Annotated in this window: 20 protein-coding genes and 1 tRNA gene; 6 read left to right on the forward strand and 15 right to left on the reverse strand. The window is 65.0% G+C overall.

Annotated elements, in window-relative coordinates; all coding sequences use genetic code 11:
• The first annotated feature begins 228 nt into the window (after positions 1–228).
• The 3 genes from QP996_RS10365 (at position 229) to QP996_RS10375 (ending at position 2,044) form a co-directional block, all read left to right on the forward strand.
• Positions 229–447, forward strand: a complete 219-nt coding sequence (locus tag QP996_RS10365) for a hypothetical protein (RefSeq protein WP_070472824.1) — start codon at positions 229–231, stop codon at positions 445–447.
• Entirely contained in the window at positions 444–863 is a 420-nt protein-coding gene (locus QP996_RS10370) for a hypothetical protein (protein ID WP_070845229.1), read from the forward strand. The genes QP996_RS10365 and QP996_RS10370 overlap by 4 nt, the downstream gene beginning before the upstream one ends.
• 704 nt (positions 864–1,567) lie before the next feature.
• The gene (locus QP996_RS10375) at positions 1,568–2,044 is read left to right on the forward strand and encodes a carboxymuconolactone decarboxylase family protein (RefSeq protein WP_070472828.1); all 477 of its coding nucleotides are present in this window, start codon (positions 1,568–1,570) and stop codon (positions 2,042–2,044) included.
• Between the two features lie 368 nt (positions 2,045–2,412).
• Here QP996_RS10375 and QP996_RS10380 read toward each other — a convergent pair whose 3' ends face one another.
• From QP996_RS10380 to QP996_RS10435, 12 genes are all read right to left on the reverse strand, one after another.
• Entirely contained in the window at positions 2,413–3,723 is a 1,311-nt protein-coding gene (locus QP996_RS10380) for a DUF3987 domain-containing protein (RefSeq protein ID WP_070472831.1), read from the reverse strand.
• Positions 3,720–4,610 (reverse strand): bifunctional DNA primase/polymerase, encoded by an 891-nt coding sequence (locus QP996_RS10385; protein ID WP_246815171.1) that lies wholly within the window; start codon positions 4,608–4,610, stop codon positions 3,720–3,722. Before QP996_RS10385 ends, QP996_RS10380 begins: the two co-directional genes overlap by 4 nt.
• Positions 4,607–4,786, reverse strand: a complete 180-nt coding sequence (locus tag QP996_RS10390; protein WP_141741272.1) for a hypothetical protein — start codon at positions 4,784–4,786, stop codon at positions 4,607–4,609. The genes QP996_RS10385 and QP996_RS10390 overlap by 4 nt, the downstream gene beginning before the upstream one ends.
• 66 nt (positions 4,787–4,852) lie before the next feature.
• Positions 4,853–5,143, reverse strand: coding sequence for a hypothetical protein (locus tag QP996_RS10395; RefSeq protein ID WP_284872549.1), 291 nt, complete (start codon positions 5,141–5,143; stop codon positions 4,853–4,855).
• A gap of 38 nt (positions 5,144–5,181) precedes the next feature.
• Positions 5,182–5,358, reverse strand: a complete 177-nt coding sequence (locus QP996_RS10400) for a helix-turn-helix domain-containing protein (protein ID WP_246815172.1) — start codon at positions 5,356–5,358, stop codon at positions 5,182–5,184.
• 260 nt (positions 5,359–5,618) lie between these two features.
• The gene (locus QP996_RS10405) at positions 5,619–6,362 is read right to left on the reverse strand and encodes a hypothetical protein (protein WP_070845231.1); all 744 of its coding nucleotides are present in this window, start codon (positions 6,360–6,362) and stop codon (positions 5,619–5,621) included.
• Positions 6,346–7,620 carry a tyrosine-type recombinase/integrase gene (locus tag QP996_RS10410; RefSeq protein WP_070472840.1) on the reverse strand — a complete coding sequence of 425 codons (1,275 nt, stop codon included), beginning with the start codon at positions 7,618–7,620 and terminating at the stop codon, positions 6,346–6,348. Before QP996_RS10410 ends, QP996_RS10405 begins: the two co-directional genes overlap by 17 nt.
• Before the next feature lie 172 nt (positions 7,621–7,792).
• Positions 7,793–7,865 (reverse strand) — tRNA-Ala (locus QP996_RS10415).
• 74 nt (positions 7,866–7,939) lie between these two features.
• Positions 7,940–9,142, reverse strand: a complete 1,203-nt coding sequence (gene sepX, locus QP996_RS10420; protein ID WP_141741273.1) for a divisome protein SepX/GlpR — start codon at positions 9,140–9,142, stop codon at positions 7,940–7,942.
• Between the two features lie 114 nt (positions 9,143–9,256).
• Complete coding sequence (locus QP996_RS10425; protein ID WP_371336003.1) at positions 9,257–9,904, reverse strand: GNAT family N-acetyltransferase; 648 nt, start codon at positions 9,902–9,904, stop codon at positions 9,257–9,259.
• 9 nt (positions 9,905–9,913) lie between these two features.
• Positions 9,914–11,221: a molybdotransferase-like divisome protein Glp gene (glp, locus tag QP996_RS10430; RefSeq protein WP_070472845.1), complete on the reverse strand. Its 1,308-nt coding sequence runs from the start codon at positions 11,219–11,221 to the stop codon at positions 9,914–9,916.
• An 18-nt stretch (positions 11,222–11,239) separates the two neighbouring features.
• A complete protein-coding gene (locus QP996_RS10435) occupies positions 11,240–12,214 on the reverse strand; it encodes a UTP--glucose-1-phosphate uridylyltransferase (RefSeq protein ID WP_284872550.1) in 975 nt (324 codons plus the stop codon).
• 63 nt (positions 12,215–12,277) lie between these two features.
• Here QP996_RS10435 and QP996_RS10440 point away from each other — a divergent pair, with 63 nt between their 5' ends.
• The 3 genes from QP996_RS10440 to mscL are packed head-to-tail and all read left to right on the forward strand — an operon-like array spanning position 12,278 to position 13,947.
• Positions 12,278–12,862, forward strand: a complete 585-nt coding sequence (locus tag QP996_RS10440) for a 5-formyltetrahydrofolate cyclo-ligase (RefSeq protein ID WP_284872551.1) — start codon at positions 12,278–12,280, stop codon at positions 12,860–12,862.
• Positions 12,863–12,896: 34 nt separating this feature from the next.
• Positions 12,897–13,541 (forward strand): SAF domain-containing protein, encoded by a 645-nt coding sequence (locus QP996_RS10445; RefSeq protein ID WP_284872552.1) that lies wholly within the window; start codon positions 12,897–12,899, stop codon positions 13,539–13,541.
• Positions 13,525–13,947, forward strand: a complete 423-nt coding sequence (gene mscL / locus QP996_RS10450) for a large conductance mechanosensitive channel protein MscL (RefSeq protein WP_284872553.1) — start codon at positions 13,525–13,527, stop codon at positions 13,945–13,947. The genes QP996_RS10445 and mscL overlap by 17 nt, the downstream gene beginning before the upstream one ends.
• A gap of 28 nt (positions 13,948–13,975) precedes the next feature.
• Here the strand turns inward: mscL and QP996_RS10455 are convergent, their stop codons facing one another.
• Genes QP996_RS10455 through QP996_RS10465 form a run of 3 tightly spaced genes read right to left on the reverse strand, consistent with a single transcriptional unit; the run spans position 13,976 to position 16,071 of the window.
• Positions 13,976–14,173 carry a hypothetical protein gene (locus QP996_RS10455; RefSeq protein ID WP_284872554.1) on the reverse strand — a complete coding sequence of 66 codons (198 nt, stop codon included), beginning with the start codon at positions 14,171–14,173 and terminating at the stop codon, positions 13,976–13,978.
• A gap of 29 nt (positions 14,174–14,202) precedes the next feature.
• The gene (locus tag QP996_RS10460) at positions 14,203–14,763 is read right to left on the reverse strand and encodes a MogA/MoaB family molybdenum cofactor biosynthesis protein (protein ID WP_284872555.1); all 561 of its coding nucleotides are present in this window, start codon (positions 14,761–14,763) and stop codon (positions 14,203–14,205) included.
• Positions 14,764–14,814: 51 nt separating this feature from the next.
• Positions 14,815–16,071 (reverse strand): S1C family serine protease, encoded by a 1,257-nt coding sequence (locus QP996_RS10465; RefSeq protein WP_284872556.1) that lies wholly within the window; start codon positions 16,069–16,071, stop codon positions 14,815–14,817.
• Positions 16,072–16,126 lie beyond the last annotated feature (55 nt).

A 16,126-nucleotide genomic window follows, 5' to 3' on the forward strand; every position in this document is an offset into this window, starting at 1 on the left:
TCAGCTGCTCCTTTATGCCCGAGATTCAACGGGAGGCAGCTTAGCCGATCAGCAAAACGTAACGGGGCCCGGCCGTATTCGACCGGGCCCCGCAATCAAGCGGAGCTAAGGGAGCTCCACGACGAAATCTATTCAACCGCTGGTAGACGCGCCATTCGCAGACATTGGCCCCGCAACTGTTGCGCAACTGTTGCTTAGCGCACCGAAAACCGACCCGAGGAGCACCCGATGCTTTCCCCCAAAACCACTACCAGCCTGGCGCGGCAGGCATCCGCAGCGCGCACCCCACTGCGCCACATCATCCACCACGAGGAGGCAGACGGCACCATCCACTACCTCTGCGGCATCCGGCGCGCACCCGGCGCGGCAGTCAAGGGCACCCACGCCGATAAGGTGAACTGCCCCGCCTGCGATGCAGCCGCGCACCTGCTGGAGGTCATGCCGTGACCGAGCACCACCTACTGCCGCGTGACGATCAACCCGGCGACTACACCGGCTGCTGGAATCAGGTGCACGTGCGCACCGTCTACCCCGACACCGCAGCCGGGGTGTGGCACTTCGCCATGACCGAGGAACTACGCGGCACCTACTGCGGCAAGTTCAACCGCATGTGGGGCTGCGAACTGCCCGGCGCACGTGTTAGCACCCGGCGCGGCGGCACCGTCACCATCGCCGCCCAGGGCGCGACCATCGGGCAGATCATCACCACGCTTAACCCGTGGAAGTTCCGAGGCACCCGGCTCGGGTTCTGCCCCGACTGCCTAGACATGGCTCGAGCACAAGCCGAACTGATCAGCCAGCCTAAGTACCGGCTGCGCGGGCTGCTACGGCAGTTCGACGGTGCCGCTACCCCACCGGCGTAGCTTCAACCGCTTAGACGGCAAAATTCACCAGGCGTTTTGCGCTGGCCTATCGCGCACGCGCGTGTTGCCGGCCTTGCACGTCCATCACTCGCCGCCACCTCCACTGCTCGAAGTGGCGGCTGTTTCGTTGTTCAGAATCGCGGCATACCTCCCTAACGCGCGCCCCCCTTAACCCCGGGGAGAGAGAAAACCTGACTGCATCAGGCGGGGCGGAGTCAGGTGAGGGCACCCCTCGGATATTTTTGGCCACCCCCTCCCAGCTCGGGCAGACTTTTCAGGCCCGCGTAAAAAGCCCTGACTCGGGCAGCGGTGCGGAGTCAGGTGAGGGTACCCGGTTATGAATGTTCGGCCTGCCGCAGAATCGTGTAACCCGTACACGGCCCGAGCGCCTATGCCCTCGGGGCATCAGCGCGCCGGGTGGGAGGGGTGCTCCCCCAAGGGTGTGCCGTGTAGCGCGGGCGGCATGTCGGCGGTGCATGTAGTGTTCGCGGCGGGGGGCACCCCCACCCCTCCAGAATCAGCCCCGCTAGGAGCTCGGGAGATTGTGCTGCAATGTCTCGGGGGCGCATCCGGCGGTACCCGTGGGGACTTCTCCCCTGCCCGCTTTAAGCGGCGTTTTCCTGCCGTTGCTTCCCCCACTAGGCCATTGATAGATCTGGAAGATTGACTGATGCGAGTGGTCGGGTGAGATGTAGACTTCCTGCATGGCACCGAATAACCGGAAACCAATCCCGAAAGTCGCCTACGCGCCCATGCTCGGTATGGAGACGTACGTGCGGGCCCGTGTGGACAAGGACTACTCGCATCTCGTGCAGCTGCGGGCCTCTGCAATCAACCAGTGCACATACTGCCTTGCTATGCACCGTCGCGATGCTAGGAAAGACGGCTGGACGGAAGAGAAAATCGGCCGTGTGGAGAACTGGACGGAAACTCCCGATGTCTTCTCCGATGAAGAGCACGCGGCACTAGAGCTCACCGATGCAGTGACGAAGATCCGCGGCGAAGAATCCGTGCCAGATGAGCTCTGGAACCGCGTTGAGCGCCTTCACGGGGAAAAGGGCGCGCGTAATCTGCTGATGGCGATTGTCACGATCAACGCGTGGAACAGGATCGGCATCACCACGCGGCTCGATCCGAACAGCCTTTCCGGTGTCACGCCTTTCGATCTCGGACAGAACTAGCGTTCGCCAGTTGCCCTGTGATTTCAGTTTCTCCTGGCGACGATGTTGAAACTAGGCTGCATTGCAGGGTCCTTGTTGAGTTCGGATTGGCTTGAACACCTAAATCCTTAACCCAGCAAGGACCCCCACATCTTGTGCCACACCCAAGCACCCCGAAAACGACCTACGCACTCCCAAACGCGAAGAGCCGGTTTTGTTGTCGGCAGGTGTCCTGACCGTCCTAAGTGTCCTGTGCAGGTAGACGATGGTTTTACACTGTCCTATCCACTGTCCTAGGTGTCCTGTGCGCCTCGGGTGGGTAGGACACCCAGGACACCACCTAGGACACCCGAAAACATGCTGTGACCAGCACAGGACACGTAGGACGCCTAGGACACCTGGTATTTATCCATTGCGGCATCGAAAGCACCGCCACGAATCAGCATGGGGCGTTTCGTGCCCTCCTCCTCGACCTGGTGCACCACATCTGCGGCCATGAATTCATCCAGCACCGCATCGAAAGCACCGCGCTGGTTGCCGCGCATCCGTTGCCGCAGCGGACTAGACGGCACCGCCTGCCCATCAGCATCAGCGACTGCTTTCAAGATCAGCGGGCGGGCTTTTACCTTTGCGCGGGCCTGCACGGCCTCCTCGGCAGCATCCTTGCGCTCCAGACGCAGCGCCGCCTCCTCCACCTGTTGGCCCTCCAGGTGTGCCTCACAGCCGCGTGCAATAGCGGCAGAAAAACCCATCAGCACCTCTGCCCGCCGGTAATCTCCCTCCTCTATCCGATCACCCGAGCGCAGCAACGTAAGCCCCATTGCCAACTTGAGCGTGGTGAACATGCGGTGCCCACCACCGTCTAGCGGCGGGCCATACATCAGCGTCTCCTCATTGTTGCGCAGCACCTTTTCCCGAATAGCGGGCGCGACACCCATCGGGGTGCCGTCCAACACCGAGGAGGGCACCATTACCGGGTGCAGGTTCACCGGCGGGTACTCCTCGCCCGGCTTGCGCAGCGGGTCGAACACCTCCACGAACACAAAGCGGTGCTTAAACCCATCGTCCTGCCCGCTAATGATGAACCCCGTCTTATCCGGCTGCGCACCGAGCACCAGCCCGGCGCGATAATTGCCGCGCTCCACTCGCAGCTTGTCCTTGCGGTTGTTCAGTGTGAGCTCGCCGCCGCTGTAGATGTTCAACAGATGCGGGCGCAGCGTACTGCCCTGCCGCTCGGAGAGTGCACCCATCAGGCCCACCTCGGTGACCGTGAACAGAATCGACGGCCCGGCCTGCCCCTCACCCTCGGGCTGGAGGGAGGTTAAAAGACCCTCACCCGAGCCGATGCCATGACTCTGCGGGCGCAACTGCAAGCCCAGATCATCACCCGCCTGTAGCACCGTAACTGCATCGGATGCAGCCTCGATCAGCTTGTCCTTGCCGCCGCCGGGCCTGCCCATCAGCACCACGAAAAGGTTGGGCGCGCCGGGGCCTAGCCCCGCATCGAATCGCACCCGCCCGGGCGTGGCAGTCAGCGCGTACAGCGCGCACGCAACCAGGAAAGCAATAGGCGGGCGGTTGTTCGCCCGGGCGTAGTCACGCACCCGCTGGAGCGCATCACCGGCACCATCGAATACCTCATGCTCCAGCTGCTCCCATTGCGCCACAGTGTAGACAGAATCGAACTTACGGTTAGTCATGCTGCGGCACCTCCTCCGTTGCTGTACATGCGGGCACCGGATGCGATCGTGCGGCGCGCCTCGGCCTCGGGTAGCCCGGCGCGGGTTGCGGCTTGCACTAGCTCCTCGTCCATGCCCAGGGCCTCCTCTGCGTTGCGGCACGCGGCCCAAATCAGCGTGTTGTTGCGGTTGCCTGCTGGTGCACTCGCCACGGCCTCTATAAGGCCGCTGCCGTTGCCCCCAGCTGTGTTGTGACGTTGTGGTGCGGGCGTGACCTCCACGGGCTTGTAGGCGTGCCTGTGCAGCCACACGGGCAGTTCGGGCACCTCCTCCAGCTCCATCCAGGTGTGCAGCCGGTACATCCCACCATCGGGGTGCACCGAGGGTGCCACCACCACATAGCCACGCCGGGTTTTCAGATCAACACCCGAGGAGGTGTGCGCAAGTTGTCCACGCAGCGTGGCGTTGAACGGCAGGCGGAACCACAGGTGCCACCCGCCGGTGCCGGTGATCATGGTGAGCGTGTCAGGCACGCTGCGCCCGGCGTTGAGCTCTGCCCACGTCTGCGCGCCGGGCGCGCCGTCTTTTACGTCCACGTCCACCACTACGTAGCCCGCGGGCGGGCGTAGCCCAATGTTCGCGCCGGGTGTGTGTGCCCACCATTGCTGCACGGTGGGTACGTCTGCGGTGAAACTGTCCTTGCCGTGTGGCACGTAGCGCGGCATCGGCACCTTGCCGCGTAACGGGCCTACCTCCAGGCCGCGGGCGGTGTACCACTCGGCGGCTGCGGCGCGGAACTGCGCAGGATAAAGACCGTGGTATTGGGTATCGTGATCAACGTCCGACCACTTGATTACGTCCCCTGGTTGTGTGCCGAGCACCGGGGGCGTTTTCTTTGCGTTGTTCACCGAGCACCACCGGCCTGTGCCTTAATCCAGGCACCGAGCTGCCCGAGGGTGCGGGCATCCAGCATGACCTCTACCGTCTCCATCGTCTCAGCGTTGATCAGGTGGAGCGAATACAGGCCCACCGGCGCGCCGGGTTTGGTGGATAGGCAGCTAACTGCCACATCTCCGGTGATCATCTGTTCCCCACTGTGCGCAACCTTTGTGTGAAAAATTGCGCGGTCTGTGAACTGCACGCCGTTCATTTAGTTCACCTCCCCCGTGTTGTAGTAGCCGGGCGCGATTACCTCGGTGTAGGCGCGGCGGCGCAGCTCCTCGGGCCACCCCTCCAGCGCAGCGGCAAGCACCGAATATGCGAGATGGAGCAAATCAGCTCGGGAGGCCGGCACCTCTACGGTGTCCCCATCGGTGCGCTCCAGGCGCAGGCGGTAGGGCGCGGCATCCAGGTTGGTTTGCCGGTTGCGCAGGCACCAAATCGAAAGTTCGACGGCGGGCTCGGTGCTGTGTGCCTCGGTGGGATAGTTGCCAGCCCACATTGCACGGGCTGCTACCTCTGTCCATTGTGCGGGGCGCATTAGCGTTCACCCCCTGCCCATGCATCGGTGCGGGTGAACAGGTTATCCACATCTTCGGGGCGCAACCGGATAGAGCGCCCGAGACGGTAGGCAACTAGATTGCCCTCGGCAATGTAGCGGCGCAGCGTGCGCTCACCTACTTGGTAAAGTTCTGCGGCCTGCGGGATGGTGATCATGCGCGGTTTCGCGCCTTGTGCCGTCTGCGGCATTGATAAACCCTCCAGGGTGTACGTAACCCGGGCAGCTTTAACTGCCCCGGCATGACCCTGGGTTTGTTTAGGCATAACCCAGACGAGAACGCAGCCCCTCTTGAGCTGTGTTCGGTGAACGCCTGGGGCGGGGTCTAACATCCCCGCCTGGCCGACTGGAGCGGCAGCGCACAACACGCTGTAGTTTGTTGCCCCGAGGGGCCACCACTGGCATCAGGATAGCACTGTTACAAACGTGCAATCACTTGTCGCAACGTGTGCAACGAAATCTTGCGCTCCCCCGCCTGCCGCACAGCATGGAGCGCAGGGGCTAATTTCGAACCTCGCACGGTAAAACCATCGGTGCCGTCGCGAAACCTAAACCGGTGATCACAATTGTTCGCTGGAAGAAGCGTCACCCCCGTTACCGGGCGTTGCCCCTTGTTCTGCATTGCATCCCACAATCCGCTGAACACGTACTCCTCGTCTCGGGGCAAGAGTGACCAATCAACTCCCCCGAACAACTCACTGTATGGCCTCACATCATCAACGTTTTTCGGGTTCGGATTAAGGGCAGCACCAGGGTATTTAGCCGCTGCTTCAACCTCCCAAATCTTCCAGCGGACAACATTGAGCGGGGAACGAACATAGGGGTTGGGCGGCAACCCACGCTGCGGTGCTGTGATGAACAGCTCACGCACCTCCTCCTCACGAGTAAAGAGGAAAAACGTGCCCGACACTTTGCCGGCAGCATTCGTTACAGAAATCACTTTGTAGGTGCCCAATATCTCTCCCCCAGGCACCTGCGCCGGCCCCTCCCCTGCGTCTGCATAGGTCTTGTCCCAGGCCTCCCGCAATCTGTCCCATTCCCGCAAAATTTCTATTCGATTAGGGCTCAAGGCGTGCTTTTGACGTGTCAAGAATGGCTGGGCCACCCCAGCGTGCTCCAGCTCCTCGTACTTAGTCAGCCCTCGCTCACGCTTTTTGTGCATCGCGCTCCTCCTCTGTCTCCATGCCCGGCGCGGCTGCGCGGCGTATCCCCGCCAGTGCGGCGGCGGCGCGCTGCTGGTAGCCAACCTCTGCGCGCTGGTACTCCATCAACTGTTCCACTGTTTCGTGGCCCATCAGGCGGCGGGCCTCCTCCATTGAGAGCTGCCCGGCCATGACCAGGCGCACCAGTTGCGTGCCGTAGAACCGGCGGCAGCTATGCGGTGAGGTATCCACCCTGCCCGCGTGTTCTTTCGCGGCCTTAAAATACTTATCCCGGTAGCCGTGCTGGGTGAACTGCCTACCGTTCTTGCGTGACACCACCAGCGCCTCGGGGTCTGTTTTGCCCGCCTCGGTGAGGTGGTCGCGGATAGCGTCGGCAATGTCGGCGGGCACCACCACATCGCGCACCGCCGCTGCGCTTTTCGGGGTGGAGTTGATCACGGTTTGTTTGCCGCCGCCGGGCTTGTCCACGTCTTGCATGGAGCGGCGCACCCGCAGCGTCATTGTCGCGCCGGGCTCTAGCCCGGTGAGGTCTTTGCGGCGCAGCTCTAGCAGCTCCCCGAGGCGCAGCCCGCCCCACAACATGATCTGCGGCGCGTGACGCAACCACTCGGGGAACCCTTGCACCAGTGCCTCGGCCTCGGCATCGGTGTAGACGGCTTCATCCCGTTTACGGTTCTCGGGCTTGCGCATCTTCACCAGCGGCACCGGGTTGCCGTCGATTAGCTCCAGTTCATCGCGGGCCCAGTTAAACGCGGTGGTGAGCTTTTGGTGTGCGTGGTAGCTGGTGCTGTAGCCGTCTTGACCGTAGGGCCAAATAGCCTGCATCTCCTCTACCCACTGCCGCACCCGCTGCCGGTCTACGTCCACCACGCGCACGTGGCGCAGCGAGTTGAGCCCGGGCACATCGTCGGGCAGCGCGCGTAGCTCCAGGCGCTTGCGGTGGGTGGCGCGGGTGGTTGGTTTGAGGTCTGCGCGCGCCAGCCAATCATCTACCAGCTCGCCCACTGTCATGCCGCGCTCCTCCTCCAGGCGTGCGGCGGCTGCGGCCTGTTGCGCACGTTGCTTAGGCGGTGCCCACTCCTCCCGGTCGATCAGGCGGCGCTCTGCGGCCAACCAGCCCTGCGCGTCGGTGCGGGTGGCGAAACTGTAGCCCGGCGTGTGGCGGGCTCCATCGGGCCCGGTGTACTGCGCGGTGAATCTGTCGCGGGTTTTGCGCACGGTGCCCCACCCGTTGCGGCTGCGGCGCTTTGTCGCCATGTTGGGCTCCTCGGTGTTGCGGTGACGTTGCGCAACTGTGTTGCGTAACTGTTGCGTATAGGCTTCATACCACGGCAACACATGGCAACGTGCGGCAACAAAGGAATAGTGCACCTACCAGGGCAGATACAAAAACCCCTGGCCAAACATGACCAGGGGTTTTATCGAATTGTGGAGCTAAGGGGAATCGAACCCCTGACCTTCGCATTGCGAACGCGACGCTCTACCAACTGAGCTATAGCCCCTTGGGCACGCTCGTTACGTTACTCCTCCCCCACGCGCCGGCTAAATCGCCAGCGCAGTGGAGGTTTTCACGGTTTTAGGAGGCACGGGTGCCGTAGCCGCCGAGGTCTTCGTAGTCGTCGTAGCCGGGGTCGTTGTCCGGCGCGTAGCGGGCGGACGGCAGGGTGTCAAAGTCGGGGCTTTCGTCGTCCAGGTCCAGCACGACGGAGCCCGCGCGCAGGCGTGCGTCACGCGGGTGCTCGACGTGGTTGCTCATAGCCACGCCCATGCGGGCACGGCGCAGCTGACGCAGGCGGCGGGCGTGCAGGGCTCGCTCTTGCAGCACCACGCGACGCAACGCGATCATGAACCATGCGGTAAGCCCCACCGACACGGCGGGCAGCACCCAGGTCCAGCCACCCGCCACAAACGCCACGACGAAGGTGACCACGCAGGCGGCGATGAGCGCCAGCAGGGTGCGCTGGCGGCGCTGGAAGCGGGTGGCGGTGTTCTTCTTGTCGCGCTCCGGGTCGAATCCGCCGCGGCCGCGGCGCGCAGCGGCGAAGGCGAGGTCCTCGTCGCCCGCTTCGGCGACCTCTGCGGTGTCGACCTCGTCGTCAAAATCTTCCGGTGCTTCCTCAACGTCCGTTTCCGGGGCGCCCTGCTTCTCGACGCCTCCGGTCTCGTCCGCGTAGCCAAAGTCCTCGGGTGCGGTGTAGGACTCGTCCAGCTCGTAGCGGTTGGACTCTGCCTCAGCCTCGTCGGCGCCGCCGGCGTCGGTATCGGTGTCGGCGGCATCGTCCTCTGCAGCATCCTCCGCGGCGAGGACCTTCACAGAGGTGGAGCCGCCGGTCTCGTTGGCGACGACCTTGGTGGACCCGCCCTCGGCCGATTCGGCTCCGGCCGTCTCAGCATCTGCCGGTTCGGCTTCGCCTGCAGTGTCGTCTTCGGCATGCTCGATGACTTCGCCGTCGATGTGGTCGGCCTGATCTTCGGCGCCGGGGCGGCGGAAGAGGGTGCGCAGAGCGGGAGCGTCGTCGATAAGCACCTGCTCATCGGCGTCCGTCGCCTCGACGACCTCGTAGTCGGTGTCCTCGCTGTGGCGGTGAATGTCGGCGGCGGTGAGCTTCGGGCGGCGGCGCTCGGCCATCGGCGTGGTGCCGCCCTCGTGCAGCACGCGCGTTTCGTCGTAGCCGTCGCCGGAGCGGCGGATCGGCTTGTTGTTACCGATCATCAACGGCGCGAGGACGATGATCCACACGACCAGGATCAAGATGATCATTAAACTCGGGCTGCCCATGGGCGATGCCACCTTTCCGCGTCAGTTGCACCCTTAAAGTCAGGAGTCCACGGTATCGGCACTTGCGCAGGCGAACGGGTCGGCGCGCCGGTGGGCCGCAGCTGTTTTTCGCCTCTAGCGCACCCGGCCAGCCTCGCGCAGGCGCTGCACGGCCGTAGTGGGGAAATCGTCGGAGTTCAGGGCCACGAAGTGGTGGTCGCGCCACTGCCCGTCGATGTGCAGGTTGCGCCGCAAGTAGCCCTCCTCGCGGAAGCCGTTGAGCTTGAGCACCTTGCCGGAGGCGGGGTTGTGCGGCAGGTAGGTGGCGGTCACGCGGTGCAGACCGACGCGGGAAAACGCGTGGTCCACACCCAGCGCGCACGCGGCGGTGGCCACCCCGCGGCCCATAAACGGCGAGTGCACCCAGTAGCCCACCCAGCACTCGGAAACGATGCCGTGCTGGATGTTGCCCAGGGTGACCTGCCCGGCGAAGTCGCCGTCAACCTCGATGACCAGCGGCACCACGGTGCCCTGGTTGGCCAGCCGCTTCAGGTTGAGCCAGGTGTTGCGCCACGCCGCGTGAGAGTGCGCGTCCTCCCAGGTGCCCTCCACCGTGGGCTCGACGGGTTGAAGCCATTGCTTATCGACGTGTCTCGTGCCCGACCACTCCTCCCCGTCGCGGGAAGACAGGGGGCGCAGGCGGACGGATGCGCCGTCGGGAAGCGTGGCGGCCGGCGTGGATTCTGGCCACCCCGGGGTGGGCTGGCGGAACATGGCGAACATGGTCGGCGCCTAGCTGCGCTGGCGGAGGAACTCGACGTCCACGATGTCGCCGGGACGCACGTGCACAGCATCCTCCGGCAGATGGATCATCGCGTTGGCCTCCGCGAAACCGGCCAGCAGGTGGGCGGGCCCGGCTTCCAGCGCGGACAGCGGCTCGACCAGGTAGTCGCCGGTATCGGCGTCGCGCATGAGGCGGGCGCGGATGTAGCCGCGGCGGCCGGGAATTGAGCTGAGTTCGCGAAGTGAACGGGCCTTGACGGTGCGTCGCGTCACCGCAGTCTTGCCCAGGGAGCTGCGGATGGCGGGGCGGATAAATGTTTCCGCAATCACCAGCGCACTCACCGGGTTGGACGGCAAGAGGAACGCCGGGACGCGCTCTTCACCCACTAAGCCGAAGCCCTGCACGGAGCCGGGGTGCATGGCCACGCGCGTGGTGTCGATCTGCCCGAGCTCGCGCAGGATCTCCTGGATGGGAGCCGCGCCGGAGCCGCCGACGGCGCCGGTGATGATGACGAACTCGCTTTTTGCGATATGGCCGGCCACAGTCTCGCGCATGCGGCGCGGCTCGGCGTTGATAATGCCGGCGCGGTGCACGTCCGCGCCCGCTTCTTTAGCGGCCGCTGCCACGACGTAGGAGGCGATGTCGAAGACCTGCCCCAAGCCGGGGCGGCGGTCTAGGTCCACCAGTTCCAGGCCGTAACTCATCACGGTCACGCGGGGCCGCGGATACACCAGCAGCTTGTCGCGGCCAGCGGCGGCGGCAAGGCCGATCTGGGCGGGGCCGAGCACCGCCCCCTGGCGCACGGCGATGTCGCCGGGCTGGATGTCGTCGCCGGGCCGGCGCACGAAATCGCCAGTGCGTACGGGACGCTGCGGGGTGACACGCTTGCGGCCGCGGTCCGTCCACTCCAGCGGCAGCACCGCGTCGGCGAGCGTCGGCAGCGGCGCGCCGGTGGCGACACGCACCGCCTGGCGCGGCTGCAGGCGCAGTGGCTTCTGGGAGCCGGCGGGCACCTCACCCACCACGGGAAGGGCGCGCTCGCGATTCGGCTGCGGGGCGGCGGGGGCTTCCTCGCCGTCTTCGTCCTGGTCGCGGTCGCGGCGCTCGGGCCTGCGCAGCCCAGCGGTGCCGCCCACGTCTACCGCGCGCACGGCGAAACCGTCCACCGCCGCTTGGGGGAAACCGGGAACCTGCGTGGTGGAGGTGACTTCTTCGGCGCACATCAGACCGAGCGCGTCCGTCAGCGCCACCCGGATCGGTTCGGGGGCGGCCGCGGCATCCACTACGGCCGCAAGCTGGTCCTCTACGCTACGCATGGCCCGTGCCCCTTTCGTTTACGCGTTGTCCTGCGCCTTCGCTGCAACCTCGGGGTGTTCTGCCTCGAAGTCGGCGATGATCTTCTTCACCGCGGTATACAAAGCCGGGCCGTACTTCTCGTCCCGCAGACCAAAGTCCACATTCGCCGGGATGTACCCGCCCGGGTTACCAAGGTCGTGGCGACCCCCCTCATGCACCACCACATGCACCGGATGCCCCTCAGAAATCATCAACTCAATCGCATCCGTGAGCTGCAACTCACCACCCTTACCCGGCTCAATCCGGCGCAGCGCGTCAAAAATCCCGCGGTCCAACAAATACCGGCCGGTAGCCACCAGCGTCGACGGCGCATCCTCCACAGCAGGCTTTTCCACCATGCCGCGCACCTTCAGCACCTCAACACCATCAATCTCAGCCTGGGCATCCTCGACGTCGAACACGCCGTAGTTGAACACCTCTTCACGCGAGACGTTAAACGCGCACAGCACCGAACCACCAAGACGCTCACGCACAGCGACCATCTTCTCCATCACGCCCGCCGGCAACACCAGATCATCCGGCAGCATCACAGCAACCGCATCCTCGTCGTCGTCCAACGCTTCCTCAGCGCAACCGACCGCATGACCAAGCCCGAGCGGCTCATCCTGGGTGACCGCCACAGCCTCAATCAAACCGTTTGCGCGGGCCACCTTGTCTGCCTGCGTCTGCTTGCCGCGGGCGACCATCAGCTCCTGCAAGTCCGAAAACTCGCCGAAGTGGCGCATGATCTCTTCCTTATTCGGCGCGACCACCACGGCAAGACGCTGCGCCCCGCACGCAGCTGCCTCCTCAGCAATCAGCTCAATGCCCGGTGTATCCACCACCGGCAGAAGCTCCTTCGGCACCGTCTTCGTCGCCGGCAAAAAACGAGTCCCCATACCCGCCGCCGGCACCACAACAGTTTTCACCGAAGCGCGCGCAGCATCAACGGGGAGGTCAGTAGAATTCTGCATAAACGCAAAGCCTACAGCCCCCAACCCTCATAACCGGGCTGCGACCCGGAAGATGCGAGGAGTATGCACACGAACACAACCACCCCTCCCCCGAAGGCTGCGATGCGTGCCACGCACGTGGCCGCCCGGCGCGACCTGCGCGGCACCGAGCGAAAGCGCGAGCTCGACAATGCGATCGTTGCGGCGACCCTGGCGTGCATCGACGATTTCGGCGGGCGCGGCACCAACATCGCCGCCTATAACCCGCTTAGCTCCGAGCCGGGCCCGGCGGATTTCGCAGCCCAGCTCGCAACCGCGGCCCGCACGCTGTTTTTGCCGATTTCCCTGCCCGGCGGTGTGCTCGCCTGGGCGCAGCACGGGACCTCGGATGCGGCCGGCGCGCTGGGGATCACGGAGCCACACGGTCCGCGCTACAACTCGAACGTTTTGCGTTCTTGTGGGCTGGTGGTGGCGCCGGCGTTAGCCGTCGATAGGCAAGGCATGCGTTTGGGCAAGGGTGCCGGCTACTACGACCGCGCGCTTGCCGGCCTGGGAGTTCCAGTTGCGGCTGTGGTCTACGACTGGGAGGTCGTGGACGCAGTGCCGCACGACGCGCACGACCAGGCGGTGGACGCAGTGATTACGCCGGAAGGTTTCTTCCGCATTTAGGGAACCGGAGCGCGGCTTTCACCGTCCTATCCCTATGGACCTCTCCGCGCGCCTGAACACCCTTCGCTCTCCCGGCTACCGCCGCTCCGTGACCATCCGCAGGGCGATAGCCGTCTTCCTCGTCGTCGCAGCTGTCCTGCATGTGCTTATCGACGCCTCACGGTCCGACCCGCCCGCCCTCACCTTCGCCCGCGACGTCGCCCCCGGCGCCGTGCTCACCGCAGCCGATCTGGAGCTGCGCCGGCTGCCAGCGGAGTCGGTGCCCGACAACGCACTCGACGACGCGGCGCTGGCGGAGGGGCAACTGCTCGCCGCGGCCGCCTCCCGCGGCGAGGTGGTGACAGCAACGCGCCTGGTCGGCCCGGACCTGGCGCGGCTGCTTACCCAGGACAAGCCGGACGGGGAAGAATTCTCCATGGTGCCGGTGCCACTGGCCGAACCCGATATTTTGCCGATGCTGCACCACGGGACTGTTGTCGATGTTGTGGGCCAGGGACCGCGAGTCGTTGCCGAAAATGGGATTGTCGTCACATCTGGGGAAGGCGATGCGGTGTTGGTGCTGCTCAGGCGAGGTGAGGCTGCAGCCGTGGCAGCGGCATCGCTCTCGGAACCGCTCACCCTTGTGTTGAGCAACCGTCCACGCACGTTTAATATCCCGAAGCATGCTTCAAGGATTTAAAGACTTCATCATGCGCGGCAACGTCATCGAGCTTGCCGTCGGCGTTGTCATCGGTGCCGCATTCACCGCAGTTGTCACCGCGTTCTCCGACTCGATCATCAACCCGCTCCTCGCAGCCCTGGGCGGCGTGGACTACTCCGGCCTGGGCTTCTTCGTCCGCGAGGGCAACGAGGCGACCTTCGTCGACTTCGGCGCCGTCCTCACCGCCATCATCAACTTCCTGCTCATCGCTGCAGTGATCTACTTCCTGCTCGTTGCCCCGATGAACAAGCTGGACGAGGCGCAGAAGCGCCGCAAGGGCATCGACCCGGAGGAGCCGGAGCCGACCGACACCGAGCTGCTCGCGGAAATCCGCGACCTGCTCGCAGGCCAGAACCCGAACAACGTGCACAAGCCGCTGAACTAGTTTGTCCTTGAACGGGGCCGGCTGAAAGCTAGTCCCCGTAGTGCGGCGGCCGCTCCGCCTCATAAAAATCGCGGCCGGTCAAACCCGGCTCTTCGTCGCCGAGCAGCACCTCGCGCTCAGCGTCCAGGGCCGGGTTTTCATTTGCCCGCGTATTCGGCGCGGCATCCGCGGAGCGGTCGTAGTCCACGTCCGCCTTGCGTACAGCGCGCCTGCGCTTGCGTTCCATCAGTTCGCCGCCCTTGTCCTAGCCCGGTTTTAGACCGAGTGCTGGTTCAGCTCGCCGATGAGGTGGCGCACGAGCGGAGCTGCCGTCGATACGCCGTCGCGAATCGCCTGACGCGAGGAAGCGAGGTTGACCACCACAGTGGAGCCGGACACGCCGCAGATACCGCGCGAGGTGCACGCGTCCACCGCGCCGCAGGCCTGGCCGGACGAGCGAATGGCCTGGCTGACACCCGGGACCACCTTGTCGATGACCGCGCGGGTCGCCTCCGGCGTCTTATCTCGCGGGCCGACGCCGGTGCCACCCAGGGTGAGCACGAGGTCCACGCCGCCGACCACGCCGGTCTCAATAGCCTTGCGGATCTCGGACTTCTTGGACTTCACGCGCACCACTCCGTCGACCTGGTAGCCGACCTCGCGGAGCAGCTCCACCACCATCTCATCGGTGTTGTCGCCCGGCGCGTCGTAGCGGCGGTCGCCCACCAAAACGACGATCGCGCACGGCGACGTCGGGGAATCGCTCTCCAGCTCGGAGGCGCGCAGCGTCGCATCGTCCGGCTCGGTGATGTCGAGCGCGTCAAACAATTCCGGCATCGTGGTCAGACTCCCTCAAAGCAAAACGGGGCGGATAGATCAGATAAGAAGTTACTCGGAACTTAATGTCACCTCTACCGGAATCGGCGAGGACTCCCCCTCCCGCTGCACCTGCAACGTCACCGTTTCCCCGAACTCCTTCGAGCGCGTCGCCGCGATCAGGGCATCAGCAGTGTCGATAGGCCGGTCGTTGAGACGGGTGATCACATCCCCAGGCTTCAACCCGGCCTGCTCGCCGGGGCTGCCCGGCTCCACCCCCGCGACCACGGCACCGCCGCTGAGACTCTGCATGACGCTGACGCGCACGCCCAGCATCGGCTGGGTGGCCTCGCCCGTTTCAATGAGCTGCTCCGCCACGCGCTTGGCAAAGTTCGACGGGATGGCGAAGCCGAGGCCAATGGAGCCGCCCTGGCCGCCCTGCCCCATGCCGCCCGCGGACAGCGACGCGATCGCGGAGTTCATGCCAATGAGATTGCCGCTGCGGTCCACCAGCGGGCCACCGGAGTTGCCCGGGTTGATCGCCGCGTCGGTTTGGATGCCGTCCATCAGCGAGCTTTCGCCGCCACCCTGGGAGGCGCGCACCGGGCGGTTCAGCGCCGAGACGATGCCGCTGGTCACCGTGGCGGACAACCCCAGCGGCGAGCCCACAGCGACGACCTCCTGGCCCACGCGCAGCTCGTCGGAGTTGCCGAACTGCATCACCGGCAGGTCGTGGACGTCGTCGATCTTCAGCACGCCGACATCGGTGTTGACGTCGGAGGCGACGAACTGCGCGCTGTGGCGTGAGCCGTCGTTAAGCGTGACCTGCACCTTCGATCCTTGCGTGTCGGCGCCGGCGATGACGTGGTGGTTGGTCAGCACATAACCGTCCGAGGAAATGATGGAGCCGGAGCCCTCCGCGCTGCCGCGTGGGGTGACCACCTCGATCGAGACCACCGCCGGCAGCACCGCGGCCGCCACCTGCTCCACGGAACCCTCGGGTGCTTCGGCCGGGTCCGCGACCGCGGGGTTGCGCAGTTCGCCTTGCGACGATCCACCTTCGGATTTGTCCTGTGACTGCGCCGAAGAACTCTCTGCGGCACTCTCCAGAGCACTTTCGGCCCCCTTGTCCGACTGCGCCGAGCCGGCGAGGTAGCCCGCCCCGCCGCCAGCGACGAGGGCGGTCACCAGCGCGACAGTGAACGCCGCACCGATCCCCTTGCTGCCATTGCTGCGGCGAATGTGCGCCTGCGGCTGGGGTTGCACCTGGTAAACGCCATTGTTTGCCGGGAAACTCGAGGTGTCTCCCGGGTAATTCGTTTCACTCATGAGGGGCCATTATGCCCGCTCGTCCTGTGCCTGAACTTGAGGGCATGCACCGCAT

The sequence above is a fragment of the Corynebacterium sp. MSK008 genome, from assembly GCF_030232585.1.
Taxonomy (GTDB): domain Bacteria; phylum Actinomycetota; class Actinomycetes; order Mycobacteriales; family Mycobacteriaceae; genus Corynebacterium.